General features: G+C 70.5%; 14 protein-coding genes. 6 read left to right on the top strand and 8 right to left on the bottom strand.

Features of this window, described 5'->3' with window-relative positions:
• The first annotated feature begins 351 nt into the window (after window positions 1-351).
• The 5 genes from gap to ACWEN0_RS20560 all read left to right on the top strand — a co-directional run bounded on the left by gap (window position 352) and on the right by ACWEN0_RS20560 (window position 4171).
• Window positions 352-1356 carry a type I glyceraldehyde-3-phosphate dehydrogenase gene (gap, locus tag ACWEN0_RS20540; protein ID WP_308671042.1) on the top strand — a complete coding sequence of 335 codons (1005 nt, stop codon included), beginning with the start codon at window positions 352-354 and terminating at the stop codon, window positions 1354-1356.
• 5 nt (window positions 1357-1361) lie between these two features.
• On the top strand, window positions 1362-2576 hold the full coding sequence (locus ACWEN0_RS20545; protein WP_451975518.1) for a phosphoglycerate kinase: 1215 nt from the start codon (window positions 1362-1364) through the stop codon (window positions 2574-2576).
• Window positions 2576-3361 (top strand): triose-phosphate isomerase, encoded by a 786-nt coding sequence (gene tpiA / locus ACWEN0_RS20550; RefSeq protein WP_451975521.1) that lies wholly within the window; start codon window positions 2576-2578, stop codon window positions 3359-3361. Before ACWEN0_RS20545 ends, tpiA begins: the two co-directional genes overlap by 1 nt.
• 127 nt (window positions 3362-3488) lie before the next feature.
• On the top strand, window positions 3489-3719 hold the full coding sequence (secG, locus tag ACWEN0_RS20555; RefSeq protein ID WP_451975524.1) for a preprotein translocase subunit SecG: 231 nt from the start codon (window positions 3489-3491) through the stop codon (window positions 3717-3719).
• Window positions 3720-3826: 107 nt separating this feature from the next.
• Window positions 3827-4171 carry an RNA polymerase-binding protein RbpA gene (locus tag ACWEN0_RS20560; RefSeq protein WP_364446706.1) on the top strand — a complete coding sequence of 115 codons (345 nt, stop codon included), beginning with the start codon at window positions 3827-3829 and terminating at the stop codon, window positions 4169-4171.
• A gap of 189 nt (window positions 4172-4360) precedes the next feature.
• Here ACWEN0_RS20560 and ACWEN0_RS20565 read toward each other — a convergent pair whose 3' ends face one another.
• The gene (locus tag ACWEN0_RS20565) at window positions 4361-5560 is read right to left on the bottom strand and encodes a sensor histidine kinase (RefSeq protein WP_451975527.1); all 1200 of its coding nucleotides are present in this window, start codon (window positions 5558-5560) and stop codon (window positions 4361-4363) included.
• 291 nt (window positions 5561-5851) lie between these two features.
• A complete protein-coding gene (locus ACWEN0_RS20570) occupies window positions 5852-6943 on the bottom strand; it encodes an FAD-dependent oxidoreductase (RefSeq protein WP_451975530.1) in 1092 nt (363 codons plus the stop codon).
• A gap of 125 nt (window positions 6944-7068) precedes the next feature.
• Between ACWEN0_RS20570 and ACWEN0_RS20575 the strand changes: the two genes are divergently transcribed.
• Window positions 7069-7638: a TetR/AcrR family transcriptional regulator gene (locus tag ACWEN0_RS20575; protein ID WP_451975533.1), complete on the top strand. Its 570-nt coding sequence runs from the start codon at window positions 7069-7071 to the stop codon at window positions 7636-7638.
• 39 nt (window positions 7639-7677) lie between these two features.
• Here ACWEN0_RS20575 and pgl read toward each other — a convergent pair whose 3' ends face one another.
• The 6 genes from pgl to tkt are packed head-to-tail and all read right to left on the bottom strand — an operon-like array spanning window position 7678 to window position 15859.
• Window positions 7678-8457 (bottom strand): 6-phosphogluconolactonase, encoded by a 780-nt coding sequence (pgl, locus tag ACWEN0_RS20580; RefSeq protein WP_451975536.1) that lies wholly within the window; start codon window positions 8455-8457, stop codon window positions 7678-7680.
• Window positions 8454-9476, bottom strand: coding sequence for a glucose-6-phosphate dehydrogenase assembly protein OpcA (gene opcA / locus ACWEN0_RS20585; protein WP_451975538.1), 1023 nt, complete (start codon window positions 9474-9476; stop codon window positions 8454-8456). The genes pgl and opcA overlap by 4 nt, the downstream gene beginning before the upstream one ends.
• Entirely contained in the window at window positions 9473-10996 is a 1524-nt protein-coding gene (zwf, locus tag ACWEN0_RS20590) for a glucose-6-phosphate dehydrogenase (RefSeq protein ID WP_451975541.1), read from the bottom strand. The genes opcA and zwf overlap by 4 nt, the downstream gene beginning before the upstream one ends.
• Complete coding sequence (locus ACWEN0_RS20595) at window positions 10993-12624, bottom strand: glucose-6-phosphate isomerase (RefSeq protein WP_451975544.1); 1632 nt, start codon at window positions 12622-12624, stop codon at window positions 10993-10995. The genes zwf and ACWEN0_RS20595 overlap by 4 nt, the downstream gene beginning before the upstream one ends.
• A gap of 8 nt (window positions 12625-12632) precedes the next feature.
• Entirely contained in the window at window positions 12633-13745 is a 1113-nt protein-coding gene (tal, locus tag ACWEN0_RS20600; RefSeq protein ID WP_451975547.1) for a transaldolase, read from the bottom strand.
• Between the two features lie 14 nt (window positions 13746-13759).
• Window positions 13760-15859 (bottom strand): transketolase, encoded by a 2100-nt coding sequence (tkt, locus tag ACWEN0_RS20605; protein WP_451975549.1) that lies wholly within the window; start codon window positions 15857-15859, stop codon window positions 13760-13762.
• Window positions 15860-16089 lie beyond the last annotated feature (230 nt).

The following is a 16089-nucleotide window of genomic DNA, read 5'->3' on the forward strand; positions in this document are numbered from 1 at the left end:
CACGCCCGTGCCGGAGCGCGCCCGGCGTGGCCCGCGAATGCTGTCGAGGCCCTCCAAATCCCGGCCTGTGCTGAATCGTTCCAGTCGCCAAATCCGGTCCCGCCTCGCCGCCGCGGGCACCCGGCGTGGCCAGCCGGAACGGGGAGACCGAAGCGCCGGCTGGTCCACCGTGGTCCACCCGCGGAGACCCCGGCGGACCCACCCGGCTTCTTAATCGATTCTTGACCCGTTCGCCAAGTGGTGGAAGTCTCGTCAGGGCAGTCAGGGACGCGCATGCCCGCACGCTAGGGTGACCGCGAGCCCGCAAGTCACGGCCGGGTCGCCCGGCCGATCCTCAGAGGAGTGGCAGCAGTGACCGTTCGCGTAGGTGTCAACGGCTTCGGCCGCATCGGCCGCAACTTCTTCCGCGCCGTGCAGGCCAGCGGCCACGACATCGAGGTGGTCGCGTTCAACGACCTCGGCGACGTCGCGACCATGGCCCACCTGCTGAAGTACGACTCCATCCTGGGCCGGTTCCCGGGTGAGGTCAGCGTCAGCGACGAGGGCATCGTCGTCGACGGCAAGACCATCAAGGCCCTCGCCGAGCGCGACCCGGCCAACCTGCCCTGGGGCGACCTGGGCGTGGACGTCGTCGTCGAGTCGACCGGCTTCTTCACCAACGCCGACGCCGCCAAGGCGCACATCGCCGGCGGGGCCAAGAAGGTCATCATCTCCGCGCCCGCCAAGGGCGAGGACCTCACCATCGTGCTCGGCGTCAACGACGACAAGTACGACGGCTCGCAGGTCATCATCTCCAACGCCTCCTGCACCACCAACTGCCTCGGCCCGCTGGCCAAGGTGCTGCACGACGCGTTCGGCATCGAGCAGGGCCTGATGACCACCGTGCACGCCTACACGCAGGACCAGAACCTGCAGGACGCGCCGCACAAGGACCTCCGCCGCGCCCGCGCCGCCGCGCTGAGCGTCGTCCCGACCTCGACCGGTGCCGCCAAGGCCATCGGCCTGGTCCTGCCGGAGCTGCAGGGCAAGCTGGACGGCTACGCGCTGCGCGTCCCGGTGCCGACCGGCTCGGCCACCGACCTCACCGTCACCCTGACCAAGGCCGCCACGGTCGAGGAGATCAACGCCGCCTACAAGGCCGCCGCCGAGGGCCCGCTGGCCGGCATCCTCCGCTACAACGAGGACCCGATCGTCTCGGCCGACATCGTCACCGACCCGGCGTCCTGCATCTACGACGCGCCGCTGACCAAGGTCATCGGCAACCAGGTCAAGGTCGTCGGCTGGTACGACAACGAGTGGGGCTACTCCAACCGCCTCGCCGACCTGGTCAAGCTCGTCGGTACGAAGATCTCCTGAACCCGATGAGCGTCAAGAACCTCGACGACCTGCTGGGCGAGGGCGTTCAGGGCCGGTACGTACTCGTGCGGTCCGACCTGAACGTCCCGCTCGACGGGGACCGCATCACCGACGACGGCCGGGTCCGCGCGGCGCTGCCGACGATCAAGAAGCTCGCCGGCGCGGGCGCGAAGGTCGTCGTCACCGCGCATCTCGGCCGCCCGAAGGGCGAGCCGGACCCGAAGTACACCCTCGCGCCCGTCGCCAAGCGGCTCTCCGAGCTGCTCGGCGCCGAGGTCCCGCTGGCCGGTGACCTGGTCGGCGAGTCCGCGAAGGCGCTGACCGGCGGCCTGGCCGACGGCGGTGTCGTCCTGCTGGAGAACGTGCGCTTCGACGCGCGCGAGACCAGCAAGGACGCCGTGGACCGCTCCGAGCTGGCCGCCGAGCTGGGCGCGCTCGTCCCCGGCGGCGCGTTCGTCTCCGACGGCTTCGGCGTCGTCCACCGCAAGCAGGCTTCGGTCTACGAGGTCGCGTCGGTGCTCCCGGCGTACGCCGGTGGCCTGGTGCTGGCCGAGCTGGACGTGCTGAAGAAGCTGACCGACGACGTCAAGCGGCCCTACGTGGTCGTGCTCGGCGGCGCGAAGGTGTCCGACAAGCTCGGCGTCATCGCGAACCTGCTGACCAAGGTCGACCGGCTGCTCATCGGCGGCGGCATGGCGTACACCTTCCTCAAGGCCCAGGGCCACGAGGTCGGCCAGTCGCTGCTGCAGGCCGACCAGCTCGACCAGGTGAAGGGCTTCCTCGCCGAGGCCGAGAAGCGCGGCGTCGAGCTGGTCTTGCCGGTCGACGTGCTCGCCGCGACCGAGTTCTCGGCCGACGCCGAGCACGAGGTCGTCGACGCCACCGCGATCCCGGCCGACCGCCAGGGCCTCGACATCGGCCCGCGCTCGCGTGAGCTGTTCGCGAGCAAGCTGGCCGACGCCAAGACCGTGTTCTGGAACGGCCCGATGGGCGTGTTCGAGTTCGAGGCCTTCTCCGGCGGCACCCGGGCCGTCGCGGAGGCACTCGTGAAGAGCGACGCGTTCACCGTGGTCGGCGGCGGCGACTCGGCCGCCGCGGTGCGGCAGCTGGGCCTGCCCGAGGACGGCTTCTCGCACATCTCCACCGGTGGCGGCGCCTCGCTGGAGTACCTCGAGGGCAAGGAACTGCCGGGCGTGACCGCCCTGGAGGAGAAGAACTAGTGGCACGCAAGCCGTTCATCGCCGGCAACTGGAAGATGAACCTGAACCACCTCGAGGCCATCGCGCTGGTCCAGAAGATCGCCTTCGCGCTGCCGGAGAAGTACTACGCGAAGGTCGACGTGGCGGTGCTGCCGCCGTTCACCGACATCCGCAGCGTGCAGACCCTGGTCGACGGCGACAAGCTGTCGCTCACCTACGGCGCCCAGGACCTCGCGCCGCAGGACTCCGGCGCCTACACCGGTGACATCTCGGGCCTGATGCTGGCGAAGCTGGGCTGCAAGTACGTCGCGGTCGGGCACTCGGAGCGGCGCGAATACCACGCCGAAACCGACGAGTTGGTCAACAAGAAGGTCAAGGCCGCGCTCAAGCACGGCATCACGCCGATCCTCTGCATCGGGGAGAAGCTCGAGGTCCGCGAGGCCGGCGAGCACATCCACCACACCACGACACAGCTGATCGAGGGCCTGAAGGGCCTCAAGGCCGAGCAGGTCTCCGGCGTGGTGATCGCGTACGAGCCGGTCTGGGCGATCGGCACCGGCAAGGTCGCGTCGTCGGCCGACGCCGAAGAGGTCTGCAAGGCCATCCGCGCCACCCTCCAGGAGAAGTACGGCGACGAGGTCGCTTCGTCCGTCCGGGTGCTCTACGGGGGATCGGTCAAATCGGGCAACATCAGCGAACTGGTGGGCTGCGAGAACATCGACGGTGCCCTGGTCGGCGGAGCGAGCCTCGACGGCGAGGAGTTCACGAAACTCTGCGCACTCGCCGCGGGCGGGCCGCTGCCCTGATCGAGGCCACGACCGGGTAGCCTGTGTATCCGGTCCGTCACACAGCAGTGGACGAGTCCAGGGGTACGGTGGTGGTCGGAAACGACCATGCCGTGCCCCTGCATTCTCCTAGAGCCCAGAGGATGACATGAAGCTGTTCCTGCAAATCCTGTTGATCATCTCCAGCGTCCTGCTGGTGGTCGCCGTGCTGCTGCACCGTGGCCGGGGCGGTGGCCTGTCGTCGCTGTTCGGCGGCGGGATGCAGTCGAGCCTGGCCGGGTCGAGCGTGGCCGAGAAGAACCTCGACCGGATCACCCTGCTGCTGGGCGCGGTTTGGCTGATCAGCATCGTGGGCCTGGGTCTGCTGCTCAAGGTGTGAGGCGTCCGGCGCCCCGCCGTCGATCGCGACCGGGTCACGACGGCAGGGTGCAGCGATTCGGCGTGCCTATTGGGGGGCGCGCCGCCGATTCCTAGGTGTGAGGATTCATGGTTGGCGGTAACGCGATTCGAGGCACCCGGGTGGGTGCCGGTCCTACGGGCGAATCGGAACGGGGTGAGTCGGCGCCGCGGCGCCGCGTGGCCTACTGGTGTGCCAACGGGCACGAAGCCCGGCCGTCGTTCGCGCTCGACGCGGAGATCCCGGACGAGTGGGACTGCCCCCGCTGCGGTCTCCCCGGCGGGCAGGACGAGAAGAACCCGCCGGCCGCGCCGCGGACCGAGCCCTACAAGACGCACCTGGCGTACGTGAAGGAGCGTCGCAGCGACGCCGACGGCGAGGCCATCCTGGCCGAAGCCCTCGAGCGCCTGCGTCAGCGCCGGGAGATCATCTAAGCGTCCCCAGCCCGAAAGCCACCCCGGGACACCTCGGGGTGGCTTTTCACGCGCTCGAACGGGCATCACCCGTGATCAGAGGGGCATCACCTGTGATTGGCGAGGCATCACCCGTGATCAGAGGGGCATCACCGTGATGCCCGTCCAATCACGCGTGATGCCCCGTCAGTCACACGTGATGCCCCGAGGTCAGCGGTCCAGCGGGTAGCGGGCTCGCACGCGGAACCCGCCGTCCTTCATGCCGGACGTCTCGAAGCTTCCGCCCAGCAGGCGCGCGCGCTCCGCCAGGCCCGTCAGGCCGTGGCCACCCGAGGGCAGGGCCTCCGCCGGCCGGCTGGCCCGCTCGTTGCGGACCTCGATCTTGAGCGCTCCGTGCTCACCCTGGATGCGGATCGTCGCCGTCGCACCCGGGGCGTGCTTGTGGACGTTCGTCAGGCACTCCTGCACCGTCCGGTAGGCCGCCGCCGACACCTGGTTCGGCAGGGCCTCCGGCAGGTGCTCCACGGACAGGTGCACCGGCACCTCGGACGTGCGGATCAGCCGGTCGAGGTCGTTGATACCCGGGCGCGGGCCGTCGTCGTCCGCGCCCGCGCGCAGCACGCTCAGCAGCGAACGCAGCTCCTCGAGCGTTCGCTTCGACAGCGTCCGGATGACCTGCGCCGTCTCCTGCGCGCGGTCGTCGGCCGTCTGGGCCTGCAGGGCGCCGGCCTGCATCGCGATCAGCGTGATCTGGTGCGAGACGACGTCGTGCATCTCGCGGGCCAGCCGGGCGCGCTCCTCGGCGCGGACGGCGTCGGCGTGGAAGCGGCGCTCGCGGTCGCGGCTCGTGGCCAGCTCGGCGAGCTTGTTCGACACCTCGGCCCGGGCCCCGATGAGCAGGCCGATCGCGATCGGCATGCCGGCGACGAGGACGCCGTAGATGCCGTCGAGGATGTGTTCGCGCCAGCTGAGCTGGGCGAAGTCCTCCAGCGGCCACTGGACGAACCGGCAGATCCAGACCAGCGCCGCGCCGACCCAGACCTGCCAGTGCAGCTGGCGGCGGGTGGCGAGCATGCCGAGCGTGATCATCGACGCGAGCTGGGCCCAGCCGGCCAGGAAGCCGGGGACCGCGACGAGCACGGCGAGGAACGGGAACTTCCGGCGGAACACCACCGCGAGGCAGGCGGCGCCGGAGAGCCAGATCGAATACGGCTGGGCCTTCTCGGGGATCACCAGCCAGACGTCGAGCACGGCCAGGATGACCGCGGCCGCCTCGATGGCGAACTTGACCACAGCCGGGCGGGGGACCGAGCCGAAGATGCTCAGACCGCGCCTTCGCACCCGCTCGGCGGCCGATGGCCCCGAGCCGGCGATCGAGATGCCTGGAATCGAGAGTCCCTCTGTACTCATCGCTGGCGACCCCATTCGTCTTGTGGACTTGGTGGTGAGATGCGCTCAGGGCCCGATCGGGACGCGCAGCGCCAGACAAATGTGCGGATGCTAACGAGGTCGCGTACGAAGACGGTAAGTTTCACCCGTTGTCGGAGTTCGGGCGTCCGAATTCCGCAGTCTTCTGCTCCGTTCGGGGGATACCCACGGAGTGGCGCTACTGAGAGTGGGAGGGCTGCTCCTCAGGGTGCACCAGGACGACCACATCGTGGGAATCATGTTACCCACGTGTGGCCGTCCGGCGGTAGATCGTCAGGCGGCCATCGACCGGAGATCGTCGCTGAGCAGGTCGTGCAGGCCCGAGGCGCACGCCTTCGCGGTCTCGATCGACCGCGGCAGCATCCCGGCTTCGTAAGCCCGGACGGCCTCCTCGACGCTCGAGGACGTCGCCAATGCCGTGGCGAGCTCGGTGCCGTCCAGCATCGCGAGGTTCGCGCCGACGCCCAGCGGCGGCATCAGGTGCGCCGCGTCGCCGAGCAGCGTGAGCCCGGGCGTGTGGGTCCAGGCGTGCGGCACCGGCAGGACGTACAGGGGCCGGTGCGTGAACCCGCTGTCCTGTTCGTCGACGAAGCCGAGCACCCGTGGGTGCCAGCCCGCGTAGCGCTCCAGCAGGTGCGCGCGGACGGCGGCGGGGTCGGCGAAGTCGAGGCCCGCGGCCCAGTCTTCGGCGGCGTAGAAGATGGCGTAGCAGCGGATGTGGCCACCGCTGGTGCGCTGCGCGACGATCGCCTTGCCGTCGATCTTCGTCATCAGCGTCCCCTGGCCGGTCAGTGCGGCCAGTTCCGGGTGACGGCGGTCGGCGTCGTCGAGCCCGAACTCGACGAACGTGACGCCGCTGTACTCGGGCCGGACGCCGGTGAGGGCGCGGCGGACCCGCGACCACGCGCCGTCCGCGCCGACGACCAGGTCGAAGTCCTGGGTGGCGCCGTCGGCGAAGGTCAGCTGCCCGCTCGTGGTGACGTCGGTGATCGACCGGCCCCACCGGACGGTGCCGGGGGCGAGGGAGCCGAGCAGGATCCCGCGGAGCTGGCCGCGGTCGATCTCGGGCCGGAAGTCGTCGCCCTCGGCGGGCATCTCTTCGAAGACGGCTTCCGCGGTGCGCGGGTCGAGCGCGCGCATCTGCTGGCCTTCCGGCCGGGCGAGCGCGCGGAACTCGTCGAGCAGGCCGGCCGTGCGGAGGGCGACCTGGCCGGTGTCGCCGTGCATGTCGAGCGTGCCGCCTTGGGGGCGGGCATCGGCCGAAGCCTCCTGCTCGAAGACGGTGACGTCGATGTCGTGGAGCTGCAGGACGCGGGCGCAGGCGAGTCCGCCGAGGCCGGCGCCGACGATGGCGATGGAGTTCATGGCTTCCCCCGGGAAGTTCGGGGCCGCCGGCTCTTCCGGCGGCCTGAACCCAGAAAAACACAGTGACTCAAAAAGTGCAATGACTAAACTTTTGAAGTGAGTCCACCATCACGTAGGCTGGGTCCATGACCGAAGTGATGGGACGCCGTGAGCGCAAGAAGGCGCAGACCCGCCAGGCCCTGGCCGACGCGGCGCTCGCGCTGTTCCTCGAACGCGGCTACGACGCGGTGGGGGTGAAGGACGTCGCCGATGCCGCGGACGTCTCGGTGACGACGTTGTTCAAGTACTTCCCGAGCAAGGAAGCCCTGCTGTTCGACCAGGACGACGACATCGAGGCGGCCCTCGTCGAGGCGGTGCGCGGCCGGCCGCCGGGGCACACGATCGTGGACGCCCTGCGCGAGCACACCCTGCGGGACATCTCCGACGGCGGCCCGGACGAGGAGTTCCTGCGCCTCATCGAGAGCACCCCGGCGCTGCGCGAGTACGGCCGCCGGATGTGGCTGCGCCACGAGACGGCCTTGGCCCGGGCGATCGCCGAAGAGACGGGCGCTCCGGCCGACGACGTCTCGTGCGCGGCACTGGCCCGCTTCGCGCTGTCCTCGCGGGACTTGATCCTGGCTCAGGAGAACCGCCTGAAGGCGGCGGAGGAGATCTTCGGCCGCCTCGGCCGCGGTTGGCAGCCGGAAAAGCAGTGAAGGCCCCCTGCCGGAGCAGGGGGCCTTCACCGGACCGGCTCAAGCCGTCGGGGGCTGGTACACCTTCGTCAGCTTGCCCGCCGCGGTGCGGTCGAGCAGCCACAACGTGCGGCGGTGACCCCGGGCCCCGGCGACCGGGAGCTGGACTTCGCCCGCTCCCGCCAGGGCCAGCGCCACCGCGTCCGCCTTCGCTTCGCCCGCCGTCATCAGCCAGATGTCGCGGGCCTGGCGGATCGCCGGCAGGGTCAGGGAAATCCGGGTCGGCGGCGGCTTGGGGCAGTTGCGCACCGCCACCACCGACCGGTCGGTTTCGTACACCGCCGGCGACTCCGGGAACACCGACGCCGTGTGCCCTTCACCGCCCAGCCCCAGCAGCATGATGTCGAACGACGGGACGTCGCCGTGGTCCTCCGGCCCCGCGTTCGACGCCAGCACCTCGGCGTAGGCCGCGGCCGCCGCGTCGACGTCGTCGCCGAACTCGCCGTCCGACGCCGCCATCGCGTGGACCCGCTTCGGGTCGAGCGGGACGTGGTCGAGCAGGGCCTCGCGGGCCTGCTTCTCGTTCCGCTCGTCCGAATCGGCCGGGACGAACCGCTCGTCACCCCAGTAGATGTCCAGGCGCGACCAGTCGACCGCGTCCCGGGCCGACGACGCCTGGAGCTCGGCCAGCACCGCGATGCCCGTGCCGCCGCCGGTGAGCACCAGCGACGCCGAGCCCTTGGCGGCCTGGACGTCCACCAGCCGCGTGACCAGCCGGGCGGCCGCGGCGGCCGCCAGCAGGTCCTGGTTCGCGTAGACGACGACCTCGGTCTTGCTCATTTCTTGGCCTTGGCGGAAACAGGAGCCGGCTTCTTGGCCGCCTCGTCCGCGGCCGGGGTGGTGACGTCGGGCTTGGCCGGCGCGCCGGTCTTCCCGTTCGTCCCGGACGTGAACTTGCCGAGGCCGTGCAGCGCCGCTTCGTACACCTCGTCGGGGTCGAGCCGGCGCAGCTCCTCGATCAGGCAGTCCTGCGTGGTCCGCCGCTGCAGGGCGATCCGCCGGGTCGGCTGGCCCGGCTGGGTCAGCGTGCCGACGCGGCCGTCCGGCCGGTGCAGCTCCACCGGGCCCGAGCGCCGGTCCAGCGTCACCGAGATGATGCCCGCCGCGCCCGAGCTCTTGACCCGCTTGACCGGCACCTTCAGGTACTCGGCCAGCCAGGCGGCCAGCAGCTCGGTGGACGGCGAGTCGGCCTCGCCGGTCACGGTCGCGCCGGTGACCTTCTCGAACGGCGGCAGGTCCAGCGCCGACACCAGCTGCGCCCGCCAGCGGGTCAGCCGGGTCCACGCCAGGTCGGTGTCGCCCGCGGCGTACACCTTCGCCCGTGTGGTCAGCGCCTTGACCGGGTTCTTCTCCGCGGCCGAGTCCGTGATCCGGCGCTGGGCCAGCTCGCCGAGCGGGTCCTTCTCCGGGTCCTTCGGGCCGGTGCCCGGCCACCAGGCGACGATCGGCGCGTCCGGCAGCAGCAGCGGCACCACCGCGCTCTGGCCCTGGGCGGCCAGCGGGCCGTAGAGCCGCAGCACGATGACCTCGCTCGCGCCGGCGTCGCCGCCGACCCGGATCTGGCCGTCGATCCGCGGCGCCGCGGTGCGCGCGCCCTTGGCCACCACGATCACCCGGGACGGGTGCTCCCGGCTCGCGCCGTTGGCGGCTTCTATGGCGTCTTCGAGGTTGGCGTCGTCGTCGGCGACGATCACCAGCGTCAGGACCCGCCCGAGCGCGACTTGCCCGCCCTGTTCGCGGATCTCCACCAGCTTCTTGTTGAGCGCCGAAGTCGTGGTGGACGGCAGGTCGATGATCACGGGCGCCTCCATTTCCGGCCGGTGCGCTCCAGCATTTCGTCGGCGGACGGCGGGCCCCACGTGCCCGGCGGGTACTGCTCCGGAGAGCCTCCCTTGGCCCAGTGCTCCAGCACCGGGTCCAGGATCTTCCAGGACAGCTCGACTTCTTCGTTGACCGGGAACAGCGACGGCTCGCCGAGCAGGACGTCGAGGATCAGGCGCTCGTAGGCCTCGGGGGAGGACTCGGTGAACGCGTGCCCGTAGCCGAAGTCCATCGTGACGTCGCGGACCTCCATCGTGGTCCCCGGCACCTTCGAGCCGAACCGCAGCGTGATGCCCTCGTCCGGCTGCACCCGGATGACCAGGGCGTTCTGCCCCAGCTCCTCGGTGGACGTCGAGTCGAACGGCAGGTGCGGCGCCCGCTTGAACACGATGGCGATCTCGGTGACGCGGCGGCCGAGCCGCTTGCCGGTGCGCAGGTAGAACGGCACCCCGGCCCAGCGGCGGCTCTGCACTTCGAGGGTCACCGCGGCGTAGGTCTCGGTCTTCGAGTCCTTCGCGAAGCCCTCCTCCTGCAGCAGGCCGGGCACCTTCGTGCCGCCCTGCCAGCCGCCCGTGTACTGGCCGCGCGCGGTCGTCTTGTCCAGCGGCTCCACCGGCTTGGTGCCCGAGAGCACCTTGATCTTCTCCGCGCGCAGGGCCCGCGGCTCGAAGGACAGCGGCTCCTCCATCGCGGTGAAGGCCAGCAGCTGCAGCAGGTGGTTCTGGATGACGTCGCGCGCGGCGCCGATGCCGTCGTAGTACCCCGCGCGGCCGCCGAGGCCGATGTCCTCGGCCATGGTGATCTGCACGTGGTCGACGTAGTTGGCGTTCCAGATCGGCTCGAACAGCTGGTTCGCGAAGCGCAGCGCCAGGATGTTCTGCACCGTCTCCTTGCCGAGGTAGTGGTCGATGCGGAACACCGACTCCTCGGGGAAGACGTCGTTGACGATCGCGTTCAGCTCTTCGGCGCTCTTCAGGTCGTGCCCGAAGGGCTTCTCGATGACCACGCGCCGCCAGGTGTTCTCGTCGGCGTGGGCCAGGCCCGAGCGGGCCAGCTGCTTGGTCACCACCGGGAACGCGCTCGGCGGGATCGACAGGTAGAACGCCGTGTTGCCGCCGGTGCCGCGTTCCTTGTCGAGGTCCTTGACCGTCTGCGCGAGCCGGTCGAAGGCGTCGTCGTCGTCGAAGGTGCCCTGGACGAACCGGATGCCTTCGGCGAGCCGGTTCCACACCGACTCCTTGAACGGCGTCCGCGCGTGCTCCTTGACCGAGTCGTGCACGAGCTCGCCGAAGTCCTGGTGCTCCCAGTCGCGGCGGGCGAACCCGACGAGCGAGAAGCCGGCGGGCAGCAGCCCGCGGTTGGCCAGGTCGTAGATGGCGGGCATCAGCTTCTTGCGGGCCAGGTCGCCGGTGACCCCGAAGATCACCAGGCTGGACGGCCCGGCGATCCGCGGGAGCCGCTTGTCCCGCGGGTCGCGAAGGGGGTTGGTCCACGTCATGCGGTGACCTCCTGTACCGCCTGTACCGCGCGGACGACCGCCGCGAGGCCCGCGGCCCGGTCGGTCAGGTGCAGGCGCAGCACCGGGCGGCCGTGCTCGGCGAGCACCTGCCCGTCGCCCAAGGCCTGCGCGTGCTGCAGCTGGCCCAGCGTGTAGGGCCGCTCCGGCACTTCGAGGTCCTGCTCGACGGCGCCGGTGAGCTGCAGGAAGACGCCGTTCTGGTGCCCGCCCTTGTGGTACTGGCCGGTCGAGTGCAGGAACCGCGGGCCCCAGCCGAACGTCGTCTGCAGGCCGGTGCGCTTGGCGATTTCGCCGCGCAGCAGGGCCGTCGACGCGTCGTCGAGGCGGTCGAGGTAGGCCTGCACCGCGATGTAGCCCGCTTCCGGCGCCGAAGCGAAGAACGCGCGCAGCACCTCGGTCAGGCTGCCCTCGGTGGAAACCCCGGCGGAGCCGAAGATCTCGACCGGACCGTCCACGTTGGACGGTTCCTCGCCGCCCTTCAGCTTCTCCGGGTCGTCCAGCAGCGCGCGGGCCGCCTTCTTGGCCGCCTCGACGTCCGGCTGGTCGAACGGGTTGATCCCGAGCAGCCGCCCGGCCAGCGCCGTGGCGAACTCCCAGAGCAGGAACTGCGCGCCGAGCGAGCCGGTGACGGCGATCTTCGCCGCGCCCTGCGGGCTGCCGACCGCGGTGGGCGTGGCGTCGGACTTGGCGTCGGCGAAGCCGGGCGCCTCCGGGCCTTCGACCGCGACCGGCAGCAGGCCGGTGCCCTGTTTGCCGGTGGACTCAGCGATCAGCTGCTCGGCCCAGTCCGGGAAGCCCTTGATGCCCGAGCCGGTGTCGGCCAGCACGACCTTCTCGGCGCCCGTCTCGTGCGCGGCGGCCCACGCGGCGGCCAGCTTGACCGCCGGGTTGCCGGCCGAGTCCGCGGCGAGCTCGTCGGCCACCGAAGCGGCCTGGTCGAGCAGCCGGGCGACGTCCGCGCCGGCGAGCCCGGCCGGGACGAGCCCGAACGCGGTCAGCGCCGAGTAGCGGCCGCCGACGTGCGGGTCGGCGAGGAAGGTCTTGCGGTAACCCTCCTTTTCGGACAGTTCCTGCAGCGGCGAGCCCGGGTCGGTGACGACCACGATCCGCCGGGCCGCGTCGATCCCCGCGTCGGTGAACGCCTTCGCGAAGATCCGCCGGTGGCTGTCGGTCTCGACGGTGCCGCCCGACTTCGACGACACCACGATCACGGTGCGCTCGAGGTCACCCGCCAACGCGTCGGCGACCTGGCCGGGGTCGGTCGTGTCGAGCACGGTCAGCGCGACGTCGTCGGTGCCGGTGATGACCTCCGGCGCCAGCGACGAGCCGCCCATGCCGGCCAGCACGACCCGGTCGACGCCCTCGGACCGCAGCTCGGTCCGCAGCGCCTCGATCTCGCCGATCAGCGGCCGCGACGACTTGTGCAGCGTCGTCCACGACAGCCGGATCGACGCCTCGGGCTCGGCGTCCGGCCCCCAGAGCGTCGCGTCCTGCGCCGCCAGCTTCGACGCGACCTGGTCGGTGACCAGCTGCTCGACCAGCGGCGCGGCGCGCTCCGCCAGTGCGGCGTCCACGATCTCGACGCCGGTCTTCTCACCTGTCGTCATGTCGTGCTTCAGCCCTTCGCCTTCTCGAGCTGCCCCTGCACGGTCTCCAGAAGCTCGGTCCACGACTTCTCGAACTTCTCGACGCCCTCGTTCTCCAGCACCAGGAACACGTCGCGGATGTCGATGCCGACGGCCTCGAGCTTGTCGAAGACCTCCTGCGCCTCGGCGGCGCGGCCGCTGACCTGGTCGCCGGTGATCTCGGCGTGCTCCGCGACCGCGTCCAGGGTCTTCTCCGGCATCGTGTTGACGGTGTCCTTCACCACGAGCTGGTCGACGTAGAGCGTGGGGGAGTAGTCCGGGTTCTTGACGCCGGTCGACGCCCACAGCGGGCGCTGCGCGTTCGCGCCTTCGGCCGCGAGGGCCTTCCAGCGGTCCGTGGCGGACAGCTCCTCGAAGGCCGCGTACGCGAGCCGGGCGTTGGCGACGGCCGCCTTGCCGCGCAGGGCCTTGGCCTCGTCGGTGCCGATCTCGTCGAGGCGCCTGTCGATCTCAGTGTCCACGCGGGAGACGAAGAACGACGCGACGGAGTGAATGCCGCGCAGGTCGTGGCCGTTGGCCTTCGCCTGCTCCAAGCCGGCGAAGTAGGCCTCGATGACCTTCTTGTACCGCTCGACGGAGAAGATCAGCGTGACGTTGACGCTGATGCCCTCGGCCAGGGTCCTGGTGATGGCCGGCAGGCCCTCTTCGGTGGCCGGGATCTTGATCAGCACGTTCGGCCGGTCCACGGTCTTCCACAGGTCCTGCGCCTCGACGACCGTCTTGTCGGTGTCCTTGGCCAGGCGCGGGTCGACCTCGATGGAGACGCGGCCGTCGACGCCGTTCGTGGCCGTGTAGACGTCGCGGAACAGGTCCGCGGCGTTGCGCACGTCGGTCGTGGTGAGGTCGCGGATCGTGGCCTCGACGTCGGCGCCCTGGGCGGCGAGTTCGCGGGTCCGCTCGTCGTAGGCGTCGCCCTTCGACATCGCGTTGGCGAAGATCGTCGGGTTGGTCGTCACGCCCACGACGTGCTTGTCGCGGATCAGGCCGGCGAGGTTGCCGGTGTTCAGGCGTTCCCGCGAGAGGTCGTCCAGCCAGATCGATACGCCCGCTTCGGACAGCTGCGCGAGCTTGTCGGTGCTCATTACTGTCATCCCCTTCAGTTCTTGGTGTTGGCGATCGAGCGGCGGGCCGCCTCGACGACTGCTTCCGCGGTGAACCCGAACTCACGGAACAGTGTGGCGGCATCGGCGGAGGCGCCGAAGTGCTCGATCGAAACGTTCACCCCGGCGTCACCGGTGAAGCGGTGCCACGACTGGGCGATGCCCGCCTCGACGGACACGCGGGCCTTCACACCGGCCGGGATGACGGACTCGCGGTAGGCCGCGTCCTGCGCGTCGAACCACTCGACGCACGGCATGGACACGACGCGCGCCTTGACGCCGTCGGCGTCCAGGGTCTTCTTGGCCTCGACCGCCAGCTGGACCTCGGAGCCGGTGGCGATGAGGACCACGTCCGGGGTGCCGTCGCTGTCGGCCAGGACGTACCCGCCCTTGGCGACGCCTTCGGCGCTGGTGCCCTCGAGCACCGGCACGTTCTGGCGGGTCAGCGCCAGGCCCGACGGGTGGTGGACGTCCTCCAGGACGGCCTTCCACGCGTACGCGGTCTCGTTGGCGTCCGCCGGGCGGACGACGTTGAGGCCCGGGATCGCGCGCAGCGCGGAGAGCTGCTCGATCGGCTGGTGCGTCGGGCCGTCCTCGCCGAGACCGATCGAGTCGTGCGTCCACACGTAGGTGACCGGCGCCTTCATCAGCGCGGCCAGCCGGACCGGCGGGCGCATGTAGTCGGAGAAGATGAGGAACGTCGCGCCGTACGGGCGGGTGCCGCCGTGCAGCGCGATCCCGTTGAGGATCGAGCCCATGGCGTGCTCGCGGACGCCGAAGTGCAGCGTCCGGCCGTACGGGTTGGCCTGCCACATGTCGGTGGCGGCCTTCTCGGGACCGAACGAGTCGGCGCCCTTCATCGTGGTGTTGTTGCTCTCGGCCAGGTCGGCCGAGCCGCCCCACAGCTCCGGCAGCGGGTCGGCGAGCGCGTTCAGCACCTCACCGGAAGCCTTGCGGGTCGCGATGCCCTTGGCGTCCGGCTCCCACTTCGGCAGGTTGTCGGCGAAGCCCTCCGGCAGCGAGCGGGTGGCCATGCGGTCCGCCAGCTTCTTGCGCTCCGGGTTGGCCGCGCCCCACGCCTCGAACTTCTTGGTCCACTCGGCGTGCTCGGCCTTGCCGCGCTCGAGCGCCTGGCGCGTGTGCTTGATGACGTCGTCCTCGACCTGGAACGACTGCTCCGGGTCGAAGCCGAGGATCTTCTTCACGGCGGCGACCTCTTCGGCGCCCAGCGCGGCGCCGTGCGCCTTGCCCGTGCCCATCTTCTTCGGGGCCGGGTAGCCGATGACGGTCCGCAGCGCGATGAACGACGGCCGCTGCGTCTCGGCCTTGGCGGCCTTGATGGCCTCCTCGATCGCGACGACGTCCTCACCGCCCTCCACGACCTGGGTGTGCCAGCCGTAGGCCTCGTAGCGCTTGACCGTGTCCTCGGACAGCGCGATGTTCGTGTCGTCCTCGATCGAGATCTTGTTGTCGTCGTAGAAGACGATCAGGTTCCCCAGCTCCTGGCGGCCCGCGATCGACGAGGCCTCGGAGGTGACGCCCTCTTCGATGTCGCCGTCGGAGGCGATCACGAAGATGTGGTGGTCGAAGAGGCTCTCGCCGGGCGCCGCGTCCGGGTCGAGCAGGCCGCGCTCGCGGCGGGCGGCCATCGCCATGCCCACGGCGTTGGCCAGGCCCTGCCCGAGCGGGCCGGTGGTGGTCTCGACGCCGTCGGTGTGCCGGTACTCCGGGTGGCCCGGCGTCTTGGAGCCCCACTTGCGCAGCTGCTTGAGGTCCTCGAGCTCGAGGCCGTAGCCGGCGAGGTACAGCTGGATGTAGAGGGTCAGGCTCGAGTGCCCGGCCGACAGCACGAAGCGGTCGCGGCCCGGCCAGTTCTGGTCGTTCGGGTCGTGACGCAGCGTGCGCTGGAAGAGCGTGTAGGCCAGCGGCGCCAGGCTCATCGCGGTGCCGGGGTGGCCACTGCCACAGTTTTCGACGGCGTCGGCCGCGAGCACCCGGACGGTGTCCACGGCGCGGGTGTCGGTCTCGGTCCAGTCGGCGGGCACGTTGCGCCGGAGGAGTGGGTTGTTCTCGCTGGTAGGGGCGGTTTCGGACACTGAACTCCAACTCCCGGTCATTCTGGTTGCGGCTGGTCTTCCTCGTTCCGGTTACCCGTACGCGCGGCTACCTATCTCAATCGATCCCGAAGGGACGATATTCCTGCTCGCGGCCATGCGCAGGGGCAATCGCGGCCCGTCGCGGCCAGCCTAGTGCTTGGACGCGTCGAGGACCCGCGATCACCCACGGGATTCACCACGTCTAACATCGTTCGAGGGTTCAGACCGGC

It is taken from the genome of Amycolatopsis sp. NPDC004378 (genome assembly GCF_053602455.1).

What these genes read in the sequence shown, in the direction of transcription:
- ACWEN0_RS20560 (WP_364446706.1), top strand. Translation starts at nt 3,827, where the DNA reads ATGGTTGGCGGTAACGCGATTCGAGGCACCCGGGTGGGTGCCGGTCCT.
- pgl (WP_451975536.1), bottom strand. Translation starts at nt 8,457, where the DNA reads ATGAGCAAGACCGAGGTCGTCGTCTACGCGAACCAGGACCTGCTGGCG.
- secG (WP_451975524.1), top strand. Translation starts at nt 3,489, where the DNA reads ATGAAGCTGTTCCTGCAAATCCTGTTGATCATCTCCAGCGTCCTGCTG.
- ACWEN0_RS20545 (WP_451975518.1), top strand. Translation starts at nt 1,362, where the DNA reads ATGAGCGTCAAGAACCTCGACGACCTGCTGGGCGAGGGCGTTCAGGGC.
- ACWEN0_RS20575 (WP_451975533.1), top strand. Translation starts at nt 7,069, where the DNA reads ATGACCGAAGTGATGGGACGCCGTGAGCGCAAGAAGGCGCAGACCCGC.
- ACWEN0_RS20565 (WP_451975527.1), bottom strand. Translation starts at nt 5,560, where the DNA reads ATGAGTACAGAGGGACTCTCGATTCCAGGCATCTCGATCGCCGGCTCG.
- ACWEN0_RS20570 (WP_451975530.1), bottom strand. Translation starts at nt 6,943, where the DNA reads ATGAACTCCATCGCCATCGTCGGCGCCGGCCTCGGCGGACTCGCCTGC.
- tal (WP_451975547.1), bottom strand. Translation starts at nt 13,745, where the DNA reads ATGAGCACCGACAAGCTCGCGCAGCTGTCCGAAGCGGGCGTATCGATC.
- zwf (WP_451975541.1), bottom strand. Translation starts at nt 10,996, where the DNA reads ATGACGTGGACCAACCCCCTTCGCGACCCGCGGGACAAGCGGCTCCCG.
- ACWEN0_RS20595 (WP_451975544.1), bottom strand. Translation starts at nt 12,624, where the DNA reads ATGACGACAGGTGAGAAGACCGGCGTCGAGATCGTGGACGCCGCACTG.